At 37.4% G+C, this 17,627-nt stretch carries 16 protein-coding genes and 2 pseudogenes; 14 read left to right on the top strand and 4 right to left on the bottom strand.

Annotated elements, in window-relative coordinates; all coding sequences use genetic code 11:
• Positions 1-532: 532 nt before the first annotated feature.
• The 4 genes from ELQ35_RS17205 to ELQ35_RS17190 all read left to right on the top strand — a co-directional run bounded on the left by ELQ35_RS17205 (position 533) and on the right by ELQ35_RS17190 (position 6,213).
• Positions 533-1,537 carry a TAXI family TRAP transporter solute-binding subunit gene (locus ELQ35_RS17205; protein WP_185861808.1) on the top strand — a complete coding sequence of 335 codons (1,005 nt, stop codon included), beginning with the start codon at positions 533-535 and terminating at the stop codon, positions 1,535-1,537.
• A 447-nt stretch (positions 1,538-1,984) separates the two neighbouring features.
• Positions 1,985-3,961: a TRAP transporter permease gene (locus ELQ35_RS17200; protein ID WP_246026113.1), complete on the top strand. Its 1,977-nt coding sequence runs from the start codon at positions 1,985-1,987 to the stop codon at positions 3,959-3,961.
• Positions 3,962-4,041: 80 nt separating this feature from the next.
• Positions 4,042-5,250: an acyl-CoA dehydrogenase family protein gene (locus ELQ35_RS17195; RefSeq protein WP_126866365.1), complete on the top strand. Its 1,209-nt coding sequence runs from the start codon at positions 4,042-4,044 to the stop codon at positions 5,248-5,250.
• 573 nt (positions 5,251-5,823) lie between these two features.
• Positions 5,824-6,213 (top strand): hypothetical protein, encoded by a 390-nt coding sequence (locus ELQ35_RS17190; protein WP_126866363.1) that lies wholly within the window; start codon positions 5,824-5,826, stop codon positions 6,211-6,213.
• Here the strand turns inward: ELQ35_RS17190 and ELQ35_RS17185 are convergent.
• Complete coding sequence (locus ELQ35_RS17185) at positions 6,205-6,504, bottom strand: hypothetical protein (RefSeq protein ID WP_126866361.1); 300 nt, start codon at positions 6,502-6,504, stop codon at positions 6,205-6,207. The two genes, ELQ35_RS17190 and ELQ35_RS17185, sit on opposite strands and share 9 nt — an antisense overlap.
• Before the next feature lie 261 nt (positions 6,505-6,765).
• Here ELQ35_RS17185 and ELQ35_RS17180 point away from each other — a divergent pair, with 261 nt between their 5' ends.
• The 7 genes and pseudogenes from ELQ35_RS17180 (at position 6,766) to ELQ35_RS23815 (ending at position 12,442) form a co-directional block, all read left to right on the top strand.
• On the top strand, positions 6,766-7,536 hold the full coding sequence (locus ELQ35_RS17180; RefSeq protein ID WP_126866359.1) for an RraA family protein: 771 nt from the start codon (positions 6,766-6,768) through the stop codon (positions 7,534-7,536).
• Positions 7,537-7,548: 12 nt separating this feature from the next.
• A complete protein-coding gene (locus ELQ35_RS17175; RefSeq protein ID WP_126866358.1) occupies positions 7,549-8,073 on the top strand; it encodes a thiamine pyrophosphate-binding protein in 525 nt (174 codons plus the stop codon).
• Positions 8,070-8,636 carry a thiamine pyrophosphate-dependent enzyme gene (locus tag ELQ35_RS17170; RefSeq protein ID WP_126866356.1) on the top strand — a complete coding sequence of 189 codons (567 nt, stop codon included), beginning with the start codon at positions 8,070-8,072 and terminating at the stop codon, positions 8,634-8,636. Before ELQ35_RS17175 ends, ELQ35_RS17170 begins: the two co-directional genes overlap by 4 nt.
• A 157-nt stretch (positions 8,637-8,793) precedes the next feature.
• Positions 8,794-9,744, top strand: coding sequence for an NAD(P)-dependent oxidoreductase (locus tag ELQ35_RS17165; RefSeq protein WP_126866354.1), 951 nt, complete (start codon positions 8,794-8,796; stop codon positions 9,742-9,744).
• 132 nt (positions 9,745-9,876) lie between these two features.
• Positions 9,877-10,626 carry an SDR family NAD(P)-dependent oxidoreductase gene (locus ELQ35_RS17160; RefSeq protein WP_126866352.1) on the top strand — a complete coding sequence of 250 codons (750 nt, stop codon included), beginning with the start codon at positions 9,877-9,879 and terminating at the stop codon, positions 10,624-10,626.
• 197 nt (positions 10,627-10,823) lie between these two features.
• Positions 10,824-12,011, top strand: a complete 1,188-nt coding sequence (locus ELQ35_RS17155; RefSeq protein WP_126866350.1) for a CaiB/BaiF CoA transferase family protein — start codon at positions 10,824-10,826, stop codon at positions 12,009-12,011.
• Positions 12,008-12,442: pseudogene (locus ELQ35_RS23815) on the top strand (SDR family NAD(P)-dependent oxidoreductase). Before ELQ35_RS17155 ends, ELQ35_RS23815 begins: the two are co-directional and overlap by 4 nt.
• Before the next feature lie 215 nt (positions 12,443-12,657).
• On the opposite strand, the gene ELQ35_RS17140 reads toward ELQ35_RS23815, so the two are convergent.
• Entirely contained in the window at positions 12,658-13,050 is a 393-nt protein-coding gene (locus ELQ35_RS17140) for a transposase (RefSeq protein ID WP_126866346.1), read from the bottom strand.
• 93 nt (positions 13,051-13,143) lie between these two features.
• Here ELQ35_RS17140 and tnpA point away from each other — a divergent pair.
• Positions 13,144-13,574, top strand: a pseudogene (gene tnpA, locus ELQ35_RS17135) (IS200/IS605 family transposase).
• An 8-nt stretch (positions 13,575-13,582) separates the two neighbouring features.
• Here tnpA and ELQ35_RS17130 read toward each other — a convergent pair.
• Entirely contained in the window at positions 13,583-14,317 is a 735-nt protein-coding gene (locus tag ELQ35_RS17130) for an IS1380 family transposase (protein ID WP_126866344.1), read from the bottom strand.
• A 301-nt stretch (positions 14,318-14,618) separates the two neighbouring features.
• Here ELQ35_RS17130 and ELQ35_RS17125 point away from each other — a divergent pair, with 301 nt between their 5' ends.
• A complete protein-coding gene (locus ELQ35_RS17125) occupies positions 14,619-15,887 on the top strand; it encodes a nickel pincer cofactor-dependent isomerase, group 22 (RefSeq protein ID WP_126866342.1) in 1,269 nt (422 codons plus the stop codon).
• A gap of 121 nt (positions 15,888-16,008) precedes the next feature.
• Here the strand turns inward: ELQ35_RS17125 and ELQ35_RS17120 are convergent, their stop codons facing one another.
• Positions 16,009-16,917, bottom strand: a complete 909-nt coding sequence (locus tag ELQ35_RS17120; protein ID WP_126866340.1) for a LysR family transcriptional regulator — start codon at positions 16,915-16,917, stop codon at positions 16,009-16,011.
• A 220-nt stretch (positions 16,918-17,137) separates the two neighbouring features.
• Between ELQ35_RS17120 and ELQ35_RS17115 the strand changes: the two genes are divergently transcribed.
• Complete coding sequence (locus ELQ35_RS17115) at positions 17,138-17,317, top strand: hypothetical protein (RefSeq protein ID WP_126866338.1); 180 nt, start codon at positions 17,138-17,140, stop codon at positions 17,315-17,317.
• Positions 17,318-17,627 lie beyond the last annotated feature (310 nt).

The raw sequence follows: 17,627 nt of genomic DNA, 5'->3' as shown, positions 1-17,627 counted from the left end.
TTAATTCTTCAAAATTAGGGGGTGCTATTCGTTTTTAGAAATTATTCAAAGTTAGTCATATATCGACAAATTCTTAAGACTAGTTTTTAGCAAGACTCAAATTAATAAATAAATTCTTAGAAAAAACCTATAAAATATTGTAAAAGATTTAAAAGTGTAATAATATAAAATAAAATTAATTAAAAAATCTAAAAATTTAAATTAATGCAAATTTTATTTTCAAAAGAGGTGGTTAATGCATGATTGGCTGCTATAAAAATTATTAGGGAAGATTTAGGTGTATTCGGTGTTGGTCTTTAATACAGTTTTTTGCATTTACATTTATGAAGATCAATCGCCATCATTATATTTGATTTTGATTTGTTGGGAGGGCCTTTCCTTCCAAATTGGGAGATTTCCTCTGTACATGGATACCTGTCCACTTCAAGGGGGAACATGTCCATATTTCTGACATAACAAAGGTGAAAGCGCTTCAAATGATGGTGTGGTAGTTCAAAAGAGTACTATGCATAAAAAAAAGGGAGGAAATACTATGAGAAAGAAATTTATGGGTTTTGTGGCACTTATATTTGCAATAACCTTGGTATTAACAGGTTGTGGCGCTAACACCACAAATAACAATGCTGCAAGTGGGAATACGGAGAAAAAGACGCCTGCTGGAAATAAATATTTGACAATCGCTACAGGAGGAACATCTGGTGTGTATTATACCCTTGGCGGAGCAATGGCAAAATTCTATAACGAAAAATTAGGATATAACGCTTCCGCACAGACTACGAGCGGCGCTGTAGAAAATATCAACCTCCTAAATGCGAAAAAAGTAGACATGATTATAGTTATGGTTGATTCTGCTTCTGATGCTGCAGCTGGAAAAGCAAGCTGGGAAAAGACTGGTCCTATAAAAAATATGAAATCTTTGGGCGGTCTTTATATGAACTATGTACACGTAATTGCACCTAAAGACAAAAACATTAAATCGGTGGAGGACCTTAAAGGTAAGAAAATTGGAGTTGGAGCACCTAATAGCGGTACAGAAGTAAATGCTCGTATGGTATTAAAAGGATATGGGTTAACTTATGATGACGTTAAACCAGATTATCTCTCTTTTGCAGAATGTGTAGAACAGTTAAAAAATGGATCAATTGACGCAGCCTTTATCACAGCAGGGTTGGGAGTTTCTGCAGTAATTGATTTACAAACAGCCTTGGATGTAGAAGTTGTACCAGTTGAAACTGCTGATGTTGAGAAAATGAAAGCGGATGGTGCTGCAGTATCTCCGGGTGAAATTCCTGCAGGAACTTATAAAAACGATAAAGCTGTTCCTACTGTAGCTATAAAGAATATCTTAGCCGTCCGTGACGACATGCCAGAAGATCAAGCATATGAACTTACAAAAACATTTTATGAAAGCTTAGACCAATTGGTCGCAGCCCATAAAACCGCAGAACAAATTAGTATTGATGCAGCTGTAAAGGATTTAGAAATTCCTCTTCATCCAGGGGCAGAAAAGTACTTTAAAGAAATCGGAAAGAACTAAATTTAAATATTAAAACGGGGGCTACTGTTATAGAAATAGTATAAAGTCGATAGCCAACGATGATTTCTTAGCTTGCATTACCCCTATACTTTTTTAAAAGATAAGAGAAAATATAATTTATTGAAATTTGAAAGGTGTCTAACGCATAACGCCCTAGTCCCTCGAGATCACAAGTAAATCACAGTAAGAAGGAAAGAACGCCTTCTTTCTGCTCGCCTTATGCTTGTCGGGGCTGAACAAGGCGCCCTGAGCTTTTCTAATTTGGAGGATCTCTTTAAGATTCCGACTTTCCCATCCTGTCCAACCACTGCAAGTCTGAAGATGGAATGAATTCATTCCATTGACGATAGTAGCTTTTTGCTTTCAGAGAATGAAGAGATTGTTAGTTGTTTAATTTCAGAGTGTAATGAAGATGACAGGTAGTCGTAGAGAAAGGAAGTGTTGAACATGAAAGAAAAGAGTAAAAACATTGATTTCGAGAAAGATATGTATGAAGAAAATGTTGACAAGTCAAAAGCCCTATTAGAAGAATATGATCCAGAAGCAAACTATCGAAAATTTGATAAAAGATGGCTTACTGCGTTAGTATCCGTCATCGCTATTGGTTTAGCGTTATTCCATTTATATACGGCTTGGGCTGGTCCTCTGATTACACTACAACACCGATCCTTACATGTTGCAGTCATTCTTTGTCTCATTTTTTTATTGTACCCTGGGTTCAAAAAGAGTTCTCGCAAAACCCTCTCTTTTTTTGATTCAGCCCTTGCTGTTCTTTCGTTAACCTCAGCAGGCTATATTTTTATTTTTTACACAGAGATCGTAAATCGTGGAGGGATCGCATCTTCTGTTGATATCATCTTCGCTACTATTACCTGTGTACTCGTCTTAGAAGCATCTAGGCGTGTTGCAGGATGGGAGTTAACTGCGATGGCGGGTATCTTTATTGCGTATGCATATTTAGGCCCTTACCTTCCAGGGGCATTAGGTCATAGAGGATATACACTTGGAGATATCTTTTCCTATTTTTATGTGACAACTGAAGGGATCTATGGAGATGCAATCGCCGTATCTTCTACGTTTATCATTTTGTTCATCATTTTTGGTGCTTTCTTAACGAAAAGTGGAATGGGTACATTATTCAATGATTTGTCTCTTGCTGCTGCAGGAAGTTCTAAAGGTGGACCAGCAAAGGTAGGTGTCATTGCAAGCGCAGTGCACGGTTCAATCAACGGCTCTGCAGTTGCGAGCGTTGTAACGACAGGGTCCTTTACCATTCCTTTGATGAAGAAGGTAGGATATAAACCGGAGTTTGCGGGGGGAGTTGAAGCCACTGCAGCCGTGGGTGGACAAATCCTGCCGCCGGTTATGGGAGCAGCAGCTTTTATCATGGCAGAAACCTTGGGAGTTCCCTATGTAACAATTTGTATAGCCGCTATAATTCCTGCTTTAATGTACTATTATGGCTTACTTGTCCAAGTTCATCTCCGTGCTGACAAGGATAATTTACATGGTTTAAAAAAAGAAAACTTACCAAAAGTAAAGGATGTATTAAAACAAAGAGGTCATTTATTACTGCCAATAGTTTTACTTGTTGTCCTACTATCCATGCACTTCTCACCTACATACGTAGGAGTCTTTACTATCCTTGCAACTATCGTTATAGCCGCACTGCGTAAAGAAACTCGGATGGGTTTTCGCGACATACTGAGCAGTTTAGAAGCAGGGGTACGAGACACACTAAGTGTCGCAGCTGCCTGTGCAGCTGTTGGAATTACAGTAGGAGTCTTTAGTTTGACTGGACTAGGTCTAAAATTTGCTAATATTATCATTGCATTGGGGCAGGGTGAGCTTTTCATAACTCTAGTCTTAACAATGTTAGCCTCTATAATATTGGGATTAGGCTTACCATCTATCCCATGTTACATTATTACAGCAACCATGGCAGCTCCAGCACTTTCTAATTTTGGCATTAGTCCATTAGCTGCTCATCTCTTCGTTTTCTATTTTGGAGTGATTGCAAATTTAACGCCACCCGTTGCACTTGCGGCCTTTGCGGGAGCCGGAATTGCGGGTTCTGATCCACAACGGACAGGTTGGATTTCTTGCAAGCTAGCAATTGCAGGATTTATTGTACCTTTTGTATTTGTTTATAAACCGTCCATACTGATTCTAAACTCAAGTTTTGTTGATGTCACTTTGAACACACTCTCTCTAGTGGTTGCAGTGACGATTTTAGCAGCATCTGTAGAAGGATTCATATTTAGCAAGCTGAATTGGTTGGGACGTTTAGGACTGGTTCTTTGTGCAGTAGGGTTTATTTTCCCCAATGTGGTTGCTACATCTCTTGCAATGGTTGGTACAGTCGCGATCTTAGCATTCCAATTTCGCAGAAAAAAACACACTATTATAGAACTTTCAGCCTAATACGAGTATTGGCCAAACTATTTTAATATTCACATATATAACCAGAGAATAGAAAGTCTAAGGGAAAAGGAGAAAGCTAAATGAACTTTGATTTGAGTAATGATAATATTCAGGTGAAGAAAATGGCCCGAAATTTTGCTGAAAAAGAAATTTTACCTTACGTGAAATATTATGAGAACCAAAGAATGTTCCCTAAAGATATTCTGAAGAAAATGGGTGAAGCAGGGATGTTCGGGGCTTGTTTTCCTGAGCAATATGGTGGATCAGAAATGGGATTTATGAACCTTGCTATAATTGCAGAGGAAATTTCAAGAGCGCACCCTGCTTTTGGATATGCTTTTAATATGCAAGCGATGACCTGTCCGTTTACCATACTTAATTGGGGGACAGAAGAACAAATTAGAAAATATGTTCCAGATTTAATAAGAGCTGATCTAATCGGCATGTTTGCATTGACTGAGTCTGGTGGAGGTTCTGATCCAGCTGGCTCAATGAAAACCACAGCACAATTAGTAGGTGATGAATATGTAATAAATGGTTCAAAAGTTTGGATTACGTTTGCTAATGAAGCTGATGTAGGTGTTTTATTTGCAAAGACCGATACGGAATCAGGGCACAAAGGGATTTCTGCTTTTATTATTGAAACAAATCGTCCTGGATTCAAAGCGAAACCGATCGAAATTAGTTCTTTAGGCTATATGATGAGGAGTTGTGAAGTGTTCTTTGAAGATTACCGTATTCCAAGAGACATGCTTCTAGGTAAGGAAGGGGAAGGATTCAAAATTGCCATGAACGCTCTTGATTACGGACGTCTCACTGTTCCGGCCCGGCTGGTTGGAATTTCTCAAGGATGTTTAGATGAATCTCTAAAATATTGTAAAGAAAGAGAAGTAAGCGGAAATCAAATTGGTGAATATCAAATGATTAAGCGTTTAATCGCAGATATGGTGGTGGAGACTGACGCAGCAAGGCTGCAGACGTATCGAAGTGCCTTCTTAAAGGATAAAGGTGAGGTTGCAACAAGGGAAAGTTCATATTCTAAGTATTTCGCTTCGGAGGTAGCCACTAAAGTAACTCGAAGTGCTCTTGAAATATTTGGTGCTATTGGAATTTCGGATGAATATCCAATTATGAAATATGTAAATTACGCTAATATGCTTCATTTTGGAGAGGGTTCTGCAAATATCCAAAGAATTTTAATTGCTAATGATGCATTAGGCTGGAAAAATGCAAATCGCCACCATATCAAAAGAAGGTTTTCGTTAAACAGTGACTTAGTTTTAAGTTAAAAGCGAGAGAGTGATATTATCCTAGAATTTTAACCACAAGTAATTATAACTAGTCAATAGAATCACTCAGATACATGCATCCTTTGAAGATATTCACTGACTTATTAATTGAAACTACAATGGTTAGGGTCGTGGAACCATGCAACACTTTATGGCGTTTATAACATTAACAAGAGGATTTATTTTACTTTATATATTGCTTTTTCACTTTTCTCCATACCTCTTGGTTTCTTCCTTGTTACATTGGTGGCTCTTGTATTTTTTATATCCTGGCCGTGGATGGCAACCTTTCCAAAAGTAACGAGTGGATTATTGCTAGTATTGGAAATCTTCTTTTTTTAATTATACGATGGGAACTGGAAATATTGGGTCAGTTCTATTCTCGATAATGTCGCTTTGGTGCCCCTTTTTATTACAGTTCCCTTACTGTCATATCCTCTGCGAAATGGTGGATACATTGAGTATACCGATCATTTTATATCACGTTATTTGAAGAAGGATTTAAAAAAAGTAGCATTTATTACGGCATTGACTAGTATTGTCAGCTCTTTTTCGAATTTAGGTTCATTAAGAGTGATGTACGATTTATTCACAGGCCGCTTTGAATATTTGAACAAATTATTTGCAAGAAGTCTTTTACAAGGATTTTCTCTTGCGGCCTTTTGGTCACCCTATTTTGCCGGAATTATTGCCTTTGTGGGTTTGTTTTTAGCTTTATTTATTTTAGAAAAATGGCTTCACTTTAATGTTCTTTTATTAATTTCAATTTTAGCTATCTCTTACTCTATTGCGTGGTCACTTGCAATTAAAAAAATAAAACAATATGTTTTCTCATTAAAAGATTATTTTACAAATGTCGCACTAAATGTACATACAGAATCAATAATGATTATATCTGCAACATTTTTTTCACAGAGGGTACTTCTGACAAATTTCCCTGCCTTCTTGTCAAGTCTATTTTAAATACATTAGCAAACTGTCTCTCGTATTAACAGTATTCATCATTATTTTAACATGTGTAATAGCATCCATTTTTATACACCAAATACTTCCCATCTCAATATTTGAAACTACGTTGTCACCAGAAGTCATCGGTCTTAAACCGGAACTTTTTGTATTAACTCTTGTAATGAGCTGGGAAATAACACTCTTACTTTCGCCTGTTTCTGCAGCGAATTTACTTGCAGCAAATTTATTTAAGACAAAAGCATTCGAAATTGGAATTTGGAATTTCAAATATACTTTTTCAATCATTTTCATATCATCAATATCGATCTTTTTTTAAATAAATTTTTTTGAATATTTGAACAAATACTGTAGCTCATTTGCATCGATGAAATCTCTATTAGAAAAGCTTTCATTTTTGGGAGGTGATGGTACAAAACAAACTACATATCAGTCGTTTAAAAGTTGGATTTTGTTACCAAAAATGATTTTAAAGAGGAAAAACGTAAGAATCATCAAAAAGCTTTACATTTGACTAAATACTTCATATAAAAAAGGACGTGACTGAACTTGAAAACAGCGGAACTAGAAAAATATAAAAAAAAATTAATGGGTTTAATCCCGCCTGAACGAATAATGAAGGTTGAATTCCCTAGACCCTCTAGAGAAATAATAGAAGCATTTCTTGAATTGGATGGATTAACACCAACAGTTTCAGATGTATTAGATTCAATGGGTATAAAGGGTTCTATTTCAGCAAGCCGCCTTCGTCCAATCATAAATGGAAAAAAAATAGTTGGGCCTGCTGTGACGATACGTTATATTCCTGAAAGTAACACCACCGACTATGGTTATTCAAATAAGGAACGCGCTAAATTAGCGGATCGGGATGTGTATGCTATTGCTGAAAAAGGAGATGTTCCAGTATTCGATGCTGCGAGTTTAGGAGATATTTCAGTGATGGGGGGGCTTTCCACACTTGTCGCTAAAAAGTGGGGGATGGCAGGCAATATAGTAGATGGCGGTGTAAGAGATATAGATAACGTTCACAAGCTTGATTATCCAGTATGGAGTACAGGCCAAACGCCAATCACAGGAAAATATCGGGTTGAGGCAATGGAAATCAATGGTCCAATTTCAATCGCAGGAGTAAGGGTTAATCCCGGAGACCTAATCATTGCAGATGATAGTGGTGTCGTTGTTGTTCCATTTGAAAAAGTAGAAGAAGTTTTGGAAAAAACGATCGCAGCCACAAGAAGGGAAGATGAAGTAGTTAGACTATTTGAAAGCGGTGTGACAATTGAAGAGTTAAGTGAAATTTTGCCGCCAAGTAAATGGTAGAGGAGGACGAACATGACAACATTTCGTGATTTAGCTTGTGAGGAAATTATTAAAGGGATCGAAGAAGTGGAACCTGATTATTTCCTATCGATACCTTGCAGTACAGTTGGTCCAGTAATCGAACACTTTGAGAAATCGGATAAGGTTACTTCTTTCCCAGTTAGCCGAGAAGAAGATGGGGTAGGTATCGCAGCTGGTCTTAGCTTAGGTGGAAAACTGCCAATCATGCTCATTCAAGATACAGGGATTGGAAATTCAATTTTAGCTATTACAACCTTTGCTCAGGCTTATCATGTACCTATGCTAATTTTGGTAACTCGCAGAGGTGGTTTTGGTGAAATCAATTCTGCAGTCAATCTATTTTCTGAGCCTTTGCCTAGAATATTGGATGATGCAGGTGTTAAGACATTTAAGCTAGACTATCGGCTCCCACTAAAAGAGTGGAGTGTTGCCATCAAACAGGCTGCACAATATGCAAAGGATACTCATCGCCCAATTATTGTTATGTTTAATATAAAAGGTGGTGCAGAACAATGATGTCTAGACTGGATGCGTTAAAAGTACTTTTCAAATACACAGAAAACATACCTGTCATTTCATCTTGCGGGAATACTTCAAGAGAGTGGGCAAGTTTAGGCAGACGTGACAATCATTTATATATGGTGGATACAATGGGATTGACACCATCTGTAGCGATCGGCGTCAGTTTAGCTTTAGAGAATAAAGAGTTCAAAAAATGTATTGCTATTGAAGGTGATGGCGGCGTTTTAATGAATCCAAACGCATTCGCGTCTGCAGGTTATTTACGTCCCAAAAAGTGGCTGTTGATTGTATTTGATAATGAATGTTTTGCCTCAACAGGAGGACAATGTTCGCTGGCAAGCCGCCTCGATATTGGGAAGGTTGCACAGGGATATAACCTAGAGGTAATTCAAGTAGAGACGGCGGATGCATTCGAACATGCAGTACAGACATCCATTGAAAAAGATGGACCGATTGTTATTCACGCCAAAATTAATCAGGAGAATCAGAAAAACCCTTTTATTAATGACGACCCAGCTGTGCTCGCATATAAATTCTCATGTTTTTTGAGTCAATAATTATGAAAAAAACTGTATAGGGAAAGCAATTTCTCTATACGATCCTAAAAGAGTATAAGATAACTATAAATCAGCTGAATAAAAATGTAAAATACGGATTTTAAATACGTTTTCTAATTAATTAGAATATCATAATAATAACAAGGGGGTACTACCAATGAAGGCCTTAATAATCGATCACATCCATGAGGATGGTGTGAAGATGCTAAAAGAATATTGCGAAGTAGACATTATTCACGATATTTCATCCGAGGAATTGGCTCGTATTGTTGGAAATTATGACATATTACTTGGACGCGCAACTCATTTAACTGGCACAATTGAAGAGCCGCTTTTAGAGAACTATGGAAAATTAAAAGTCATTGGAATTGCATCAGTAGGTTTAGATCAATTTGACCAAGAATATATAGCATCAAAAGGTATTAAATTAATTAATCTTCCGGGAGTTAACTCTGTATCAGTAGCAGAGCATACAGTTTCTCTCCTACTTTGCGGAATGAGATATATACTTTTTGCTTATGAACAAATGAAAAAAGGCATTTGGAATAAACATGGCTTTTCTTCAGCATTGGAACTCAGTGGAAAAACGATTGGTATTATTGGGTTTGGAAATATTGGCAAGAGTGTCAGTAAAATTCTTAAAGATGGATTTAGAATGAACATTCTAGCATATGATCCTTACATTTCAGAGGAGGAAGCACATACCGCAGGAGGAAAATTAGTTTCTTTGGAAGAGTTATTAAAACAAGCAGACGTTGTAACCATACATACTCCCCTTACCGAAGAAACCTATCATTTGATTAGTGAAGAAGAAATGAAAGCAATGAAAAAAAATGCAATTTTATTAAATGCTGGACGCGGCGGTATTATTGATGAAAATGCATTATACAAGTATTTACATAACAACCATTTAAGATTTGCTGGTTTGGATGTTCAGGAAGTAGAACCATGCTATCATTCGCCTCTTTTTAAGCTTGAAAATTTCATAGCTACTCCGCATATTGCTGGACTTACTTATGATGCATTAAGCCGTGCAGGTAAAAGAATAGTCATCGATTGTCTTGAATATATGGGTGTGGAAGTTAATTCGATTACTACGAATATCTGACATTATAATTAGGATGAAGGGGTGGTCAAATGGATAATGGCCAAATGGTCGCCTCTGGATCCTGTACATTTGTAAATAAAATGAAAGCATAGAAATTAGAGTTAATAAATTTAAAAAATGAGGAGTAAGGGAATGAAAAAACAATCTGAACAAGTTGTTCTCATAACAGGAGCTAGCTCCGGAATTGGTCAGGCTTCAGCTAAGTTGTTAGCAGAAACGGGAGCAAAAATCATTGCGTGCTACCATTCAAACAAAGATGGGGCAGAGGAAACAAAACGAATCGTAGAAAACGCAGGAGGAGAATGCCTTCTAGTTAAAGCCGATGTTACAAATAAAGAACAAGTGATTGACATGGTTAATCACTCTGTTGAAGCTTTTGGATATATTGATGTATTAGTGAATAATGCGGGGGCAGCTATTAAAAGAAGCTCATTTTTAGAAATAGATGAAGATTTATGGCAAAAAACATATGATGTGAATGTTAAAAGTATGTTTCTCGTTTCCCAAGCTGTCTTAAAACATATGGTTCCCCGTAAATCAGGGAAAGTCATTAATATATCCTCAATAGCCGCCAGACTTGGCGGACCAGGAGAAAGTATCCATTATGCCTCTGCTAAGGGAGCAGTAGACACATTAACGGTAGGTTTATCCAAGGAGTTTGCTCCACACGGCATTTTAGTGAACGGAATCGCCCCTGGGTTTATTCTTACACCCTTCCAGGATAAATACTCAACTCAGGAACGTATTGATAAAATCGTTCCGACAATTCCAATTGGCCGTGCAGGCAGCGCTGAGGATATTGCTAAAGTAGTCGTGTTTTTGGCATCAGATTCTGCAAACTATATGATGGGTCAAATTGTTACTGTAAGCGGGGGCCGGTAGTTTTTATTCTTGTACGTAGATGAATTGTATACCTAGTGAGAGGCAAAAATTTTTCATAGATATAGCGGACATCGGTAAACAAGCTGTTTAAAGAGAGAGACCACACATGCCATATGGAAAAATAGATAGGAATTTGTTTGAAGAAATATGTGAAATAATCCCTGATTAGTCCAGAATTCTAACGAGGAGGAATTCGTATGAAGCAGCCTTTAGAGGATATAAAAGTACTGGATTTGTCACGGGTATATGCAGGTCCAGGCGGGTCAATGATTTTAGGAGATTTAGGAGCTGACGTTATACGTATTGAATCTCCTAAAGGTACTGACAGTATGAGAGAATGGGTTCCTTTTATTGAAGGAGAAAGCACTTATTACATGTGTGCCAACCGAAACAAAAGATCCATCACAATCAACCTCAAACATCAGGATGGAAGAAAACTACTATTAGAGATGATTAAAGATGCAGATGTTGTTTTAGAAAATTTCAAAACCGGAACATTACAGCGAATGGGTATAGGCTATGAAGAATTAGCAAAAGTAAACCCTAAAATCATTCTGTGTTCTGTAACCGGATACGGACAAACAGGTCCTTTTAGTAATGACCCTGGATTTGACCCTGTCATTCAAGCAATTGGAGGCGTTATGAATGTTACAGGATTTCCTGAAGGAGAACCTACAAGAGTAGGACTTCCTGTAGTTGACATCATGACTTCCCAATTCGTTGCGATAAGTATCATTTCTGCAATTCGGTTGAGAGACAACACCGGCAAAGGACAGCATATCGACATCTCACTTTTGGATGTTCAAATAAGTTCACTTGCAAATGTAGCTAGCAGTTATTTAAATACCGGTTCTATTTCTGAAAGAATCGGTAATGACCACAGTTATATTGTTCCATATCAGGTTTTTCAATGCATGGATAGACCATTGATGGTAAGTGCTGGTAATGATCGTCTTTATAAAAAGCTCTGTGAAGGACTGGGTCATCCTGAATTGGCAGAAGATGAAAGATATGTAACAAATAATAAACGAATTGAACATCGCAAGGAACTCACCAGAAAAATGCAAGACATCTTTTATGACAAGACAGCTGACGAATGGTTTAAATTGTTCTCGGATACAGGGGTTCCTTCAGGCCCTGTAAATAATATCGAACAGGTATTTAATCATCCGCAGGTGAAAGCAAGAGAAGCAGTTGAAGAGGTTTCCCATCCAACGCTAGGAAAAATAAAAATGGTAAAAAGTCCAATTAGGTTTTCAGGGTTAGAAATTCAAACTAAAAAACATCCTCCATTGCTGGGTGAGCATACAGATGAATTTTTAGAAAAAGAGCTAGGTTTAGATAAAGCTGAAATTACTAGGTTAAAAGAAGAAGGTGTCATATAAACTTAATTGATCTATGGGAGACATATGGATTTAGGATTAAAACACAAGGTTGCTATTGTACTGGCGGAAGTAAGGGGAGAGGATATGAAACTGCCTGCCAGTTAGTGAGGGAAGGGGCCAAGGTTTCCATATGCGGACGTGAAAAAGAAACCTTAAAATATACCGCTTCCAGTATATATCAGAAAACAGGTGAAAAAATCTACGCTATCCAAGCCGATGTATCTAAGCTAAGAATTGGAAGAGGTTAATAGAAGAAACTATATCACACTATGGTTCACTATATTTTAATCAACAATGCCGGAACTTCTTCAGCGCACCCATTTGAAAATGTAAAAGAAAACATGTGGAAGGAAGATTTAGGACTAAAACTCTTTGGAGCCGTCAACTGCTCAAGAGAATCGTTTAAATATATGAAAGATAAACCTGAATGATTCATAGAGCCTAAAAAGGGGCTCATTTTAAACACAATGCATAAAAACGGGTTCTTATTCGTTTTGTTGGGAACATTTCTGTCTCACTATTGATATAATCTAGTGATGAATCACAAATTTCAATCCATTTTCTTCCTTCTCTCTCTAAAAAAGGGCAGACGTATCCTGTGGTGAATAAAATCAGCATTTGATTTTCCTGTTTTTCCCTTGCTTTATTAACCAAAACGCGGGAGCATTTGGATTCTCCTTAACGTTTCCTTGAACTCCTTTTGATACAAGCAATGGCTCGATAGCTTAAACGTGAGATAACGGCCGGATCGGATGATTTTCCCTGCAATTTTTATGAGCTGTAAGCGGACGGTATCGATGAGTTTTTTGTTGATGTCCTTCGGCAAACACAATCTTCGAAATCCGTTGTGAAGGTTATCATCCGGGATTTGAGCTAACCATTCCTCTGCTTTAGCAGCGAGACGCTTATTCGCTTTTAATCGAATCACATAGTGAGTTTCTTTCGTCTCAGCCAATTCAAAGAGTTCTGGTACGGCAAATCCACTGTCGCCACGAATGACGGGAGTGATCCAGGGATATAGAGTCTTGTAGCGTTTAATTTATAAATGCGTGGTTCAACTCCACCGTCTTTAGACGGTATAAGCTTTTAGCCTTGAACTTATGTGTCCATACTTGAAGTGTGAGGTGAAAGTATGGACGGCTACCAAAAAAGTGGTCATGCAGTATATGACATCAAGTTTCATGTTATATGGGTGACAAAATATAATATAAGGTTTTACGAGGTCCGATTGCGGTAAGAGTAAGGGAGTTAATCAGACAGGGCTGTGAAGCAAGGGGAATCACGATCATACAAGGAAATGTAGGAAAAGATCACATCCACTTATTGCTATCATGTCCACCAAGTCTAGCACCGAGTAAAATCATGCAATACTTAAAAGGACGATCATCAAAGTTGTTGCAGGATGAATTTCCAGAGCTCAAGAAGAAATACTGGGGGCAGCACTTATGGGCAATAGGCTATTTTTGCGCCACAGTTGGAACGGGGACGGAAGAAATCATCAGAAACTATATAGCTAACCAATTCAATGAAGAAAAGAACGACATATTCAAGATTGAAGAATGAGTTTAGTCTCATTTATGCTTCAGCTTAAGGGCTTTAAGAAGACTTAAGTCTTGCAGAACGACTTTAAGTCGTAGACATTTATGTCTAAATCCACCTGCTTTAGCAGGTGGTCGTTTAAGAGTAGGGCCAATAAAGCGAACCACTTGTCTGGAAGTATAGACGGATCCGGCTCGAAGTTCGGCCTTAAGGCAATCTCCGGTCAGGCCATCAAACATAAGCATCGGGTGGTAGCCATTTTCACCATAGTGTGTGTTGTAGGCTGCGCCATATTGATTGCCATAGGTCGCTGCATTCGTAGAATCAAGGTCGAAAAGGATGTTCTCAGGAGGAGCTAACACATGGAAACGTTCAATCAGGGTCTCGTTAGCCCGCTGTAGCTGCTTCACGGTCGTTTTGTCAAAGTGCTGATTGACCCTGGACATCGTAGGTTGGGACGCCAGTCTCTCCTTATTTAAAATGCTCGTCAAGGCAGGATCGTACCTAAGACTGTCGGCATGATCATCTGCGTGGTACCCCGCGATGTGCTGATAGATTTTTTGCATGATTACACTATCGTTGGTATGCACATCGTGTTCAACTGGATCATTAAGATGGACCGTCGATTGAATCAGCTCGCTGAGGCCGATCTTTTCATCAAACTCTTTGTAAAGTAACAGCCCAGCATCACTGGTGAGGTCACCACCATCAAAATTAACCTTGATCCGCCTATTGAAATCCATGGTCTGGTCATTTAAACTAGTCATTGAGGAGCCCCCTTGGTATGTTTTGGTTCGTTACTATGACATTACCAAAAATGGGGCTCCTTTTCACGTTTATTAACCTTCACCTATTGGGTGATGCGTGTTTTTCTCCTCATCCATTGCCAGCATTGCTTTTTCGGTGGAATGAGGTTACAGCTATGAATAATTCAGGATAAAGGAAGAGGATCCCATTGTTAAAAGCCCCTCCTGCTTCATCATTACCCACGTCTGTTACAAGGTCTGATTACCATAAAATTTAATCTTATTCTAAGGATACATATCAGTAATAAAGGGGAGTGACAGCATGTTTGAATTGGTCGAAATCGAACAAATGCTCCGTGATGAAAGGTTAGTAAATATTAAAGGTAAGATTCACGATGAAATAAAGAAATATCTCCAAAAAAACTCATTGCCTCAGAATGCTGAAATTGCAATTACAGCCGGCAGCCGCGGCATTTCAAATATCGTCCAGATTCTTAAAGAATCGGTGTGCTTTCTAAAAAGTTCCGGTTATAGGCCATTTTTAGTTCCGGCGATGGGAAGTCACGGAGGTGCAACTGCTGGAGGTCAAATTGAAGTACTTAAACATTTAGGTATTACCGAGGAGATTGTTGGTGCAGAAATCCGTTCATCTATGGATGTGGAACTATTGGGGCATACAAAGAAAGGCCAACCGGTATATATGGATAAAAATGCCTATCATGCTGATGGGATTTTAGTAATAAACCGAATTAAAGCTCATACAGCTTTTAGAGGAAATGTCGAGAGCGGCTTAAGTAAAATGGTGACAATTGGACTTGGGAAAATAAAAGGGGCATCTATTGTTCATAGTGATGGTTCATTGAAAATGGCTGATAATATCGAAGACGTTTCTTCATATGCCCTGGAAAAAAGTCGGATTCTAATGGGATTGGCAATAATTGAAAATGGGTATGATCAAACAGCCGATATAGTAGGTGTATCCGTAGACAATTGGCATACAAAAGAATCGGAGCTTCTACAATATTCCAAATCTATGATGCCAAGCTTACCAATAGAAAACATTGATTTATTAATTGTTGAGGAAATGGGCAAATGCTTCAGCGGAACGGGAATGGATCCCAATATTATTGGCAGATGGAGAATAGATGGTGTTCCTGAACCGGAAAGTCCAACTATAAGTAAATTGGCTGTTTTAGATCTGGCTGAACAATCATTTGGTAATGCTCAAGGAATAGGACTTGCAGATTTTACGACACAAAGATTAGTAGATAAAATGGACCGGAAATCAACTTACACGAATGCTCTCACAGCTACATATTTAAGAAGAGCTATGCTCCCGATGATTTATGCCACAGACAAGGAAGCAGTAGAAACAGCCATCCATAGCTTAGGATCTAAGATTGATAAAGATGCTATTAAAATAGTACAAATTCCAAATACGCTTCATTTAGAGCGTATCTATGTTTCTTTGCCGGTTTTAAATGAATTAGAGAGAACAAATAGAAAATTTACTAATAAAGATACGCATCTATTATTGTTCGATAAAGATGGTGACGTTTCGAAAAAGTTAACTATTAAAACTTTTAGTTAACGCTTCTTTTAAAACTATTAATATTGCGAATATCCAATTAGATCAGTGTACGTTCCGTCAGCATGAAGAAATACAGGTCCCAGTTTATTAAGGGACCTGAAACTTATTATAAAAATTTTAATTATAATGAAAACGGCTTGGTTTCCTGAATAAATTGAAGGAAATTTTCAATGGGGCCCGTAATAATTAAATCCTTTTGATAGACCAAGTGAGAATAACGTATCATTTGAGGAAATCCCTTTACGGAAATGGTTATTAAAGTTCCCTTTTCCAGCTCGTCTTGTATAGAGATGAGAGGAAGAATCGCGATACCCATATTAATCTCGATCATTTTTTTAACGGCATTAATGTCATTCAATTCCATACTTGTCTTTAGTTCATGTCCCTCGTTTGCAAATAAATTATTAATTTGCGGCCAATAACTTGATTTTTTTCCAAAAACAATAAATTGTTCTTTTATAATTTCGTCAATCGTTACCTTTTTGGAATCGGCCAAGTGATGCTGAGGAGAAACAACTAAGACAGAAGGATCCTGTCCAATTAGTTCACTATGTAAATCATTATCTGTATAAGTAGGTGAGTTTGTTCTTGCAATTGCAAAATGCACTTCACGGTTTTCTACCATATTAACCATTTTTGGAGTGAAATCTGTATGTAATACTATTTCCACAGAAGGATATTTTTGCTTGAAAGATTCCAATATATTCGGCAAAAACCAATTACAAAAAGTATGTGATGTAGCTAAAGATAATGCACCAAAATTTCCTTGTTTATAATGGTCTAAAGAGGCTTCAGCTTCATGAACGAGAGAAAGAATTTGAGTAGAATATTGATATAAAATTTTTCCGGCATCAGTCAAATTTCCCATCGCTTTATTTTTACGATTAAAAAGCTGTAATCCTAAATTTTCTTCTAAAGACTTTATGTGAGAACTTACAGTGGGCTGTGATATAAATAGCTCTTTAGCAGCACTTGAAAAGTTTTTATGTTTACATATTGTATTAAAAACTTCTAATTGTTTAATATCCAATTTAATTAACCTTCCTTCGACTATACGAAAAATATTGAAGTTTTCTATATATAATTCAAATTATAACGGATTTTGCAATATTTTTAAATAGAGTAAGTATATTTCAATAAAATTGGATAAAAAACATTTTACATAAATAGAGCCTAAATAATAATTATAGGAATATACCCAGGAAGACCAATTTAGTCCGAATTATAGGATAGAAAAAGGAGAGATAATATTGCGAATCGTACATGCGCAGGAGATTACGGAAGCAGTAGCCAAACTTGATGGGAAGCCTGTTATTATTTGCAAGAGGATGTTGTTGCAGGTTTTGAGCGGGCAGAGAAAACCGGGACATTTCCAATTGGAAAAAGTATACCCAGCAGCTTCTCGTAAATGCGGAGGAGACCAAGGCTAATCATATGTCTTATTCCCATGATACCGGCATGGCCGTCGTTCTTCTTTATTTATATGTTATTACTTTCAAATTAAAAAAGAACGGAGATTTATATGACTAATGAGTCAATTTCATAATTGCTTTTTAAAAAGAAATTTACACCCCAACGGCTAAGGGCCTTATAGCCGTACCAAAAGACGTTTTTCTCTTCACTATTTTTCTTTACACCCATTGTGGGTCTTGGGAAACCTCGGTACGGAATTCTTTAATTTTCAGTTACTCCACTGCTTTTCAATATAGGCATTATCTGTATAATATTTTAGGGTAAAAT

The sequence above is a fragment of the Peribacillus cavernae genome (assembly GCF_003989135.1).
Classification (GTDB): domain Bacteria; phylum Bacillota; class Bacilli; order Bacillales; family DSM-1321; genus Peribacillus; species Peribacillus cavernae.
The sequence above is the reverse complement of the archived record's forward strand: the minus strand, read 5'-3'. Positions and strand labels throughout refer to the sequence as shown.

Excerpts from the sequence above, each read along its gene's own strand:
- ELQ35_RS17175 (WP_126866358.1), top strand. The coding sequence starts at position 7,549 with ATGACAACATTTCGTGATTTAGCTTGTGAGGAAATTATTAAAGGGATC.
- ELQ35_RS17165 (WP_126866354.1), top strand. The coding sequence starts at position 8,794 with ATGAAGGCCTTAATAATCGATCACATCCATGAGGATGGTGTGAAGATG.
- ELQ35_RS17170 (WP_126866356.1), top strand. The coding sequence starts at position 8,070 with ATGATGTCTAGACTGGATGCGTTAAAAGTACTTTTCAAATACACAGAA.
- ELQ35_RS17155 (WP_126866350.1), top strand. The coding sequence starts at position 10,824 with ATGAAGCAGCCTTTAGAGGATATAAAAGTACTGGATTTGTCACGGGTA.
- ELQ35_RS17200 (WP_246026113.1), top strand. The coding sequence starts at position 1,985 with ATGAAAGAAAAGAGTAAAAACATTGATTTCGAGAAAGATATGTATGAA.
- ELQ35_RS17185 (WP_126866361.1), bottom strand. The coding sequence starts at position 6,504 with ATGATTGAAAAAGTATATTTGAAATTCCAAATTCCAATTTCGAATGCT.
- ELQ35_RS17125 (WP_126866342.1), top strand. The coding sequence starts at position 14,619 with ATGTTTGAATTGGTCGAAATCGAACAAATGCTCCGTGATGAAAGGTTA.
- ELQ35_RS17205 (WP_185861808.1), top strand. The coding sequence starts at position 533 with ATGAGAAAGAAATTTATGGGTTTTGTGGCACTTATATTTGCAATAACC.
- ELQ35_RS17130 (WP_126866344.1), bottom strand. The coding sequence starts at position 14,317 with ATGACTAGTTTAAATGACCAGACCATGGATTTCAATAGGCGGATCAAG.
- ELQ35_RS17160 (WP_126866352.1), top strand. The coding sequence starts at position 9,877 with ATGAAAAAACAATCTGAACAAGTTGTTCTCATAACAGGAGCTAGCTCC.
- ELQ35_RS17195 (WP_126866365.1), top strand. The coding sequence starts at position 4,042 with ATGAACTTTGATTTGAGTAATGATAATATTCAGGTGAAGAAAATGGCC.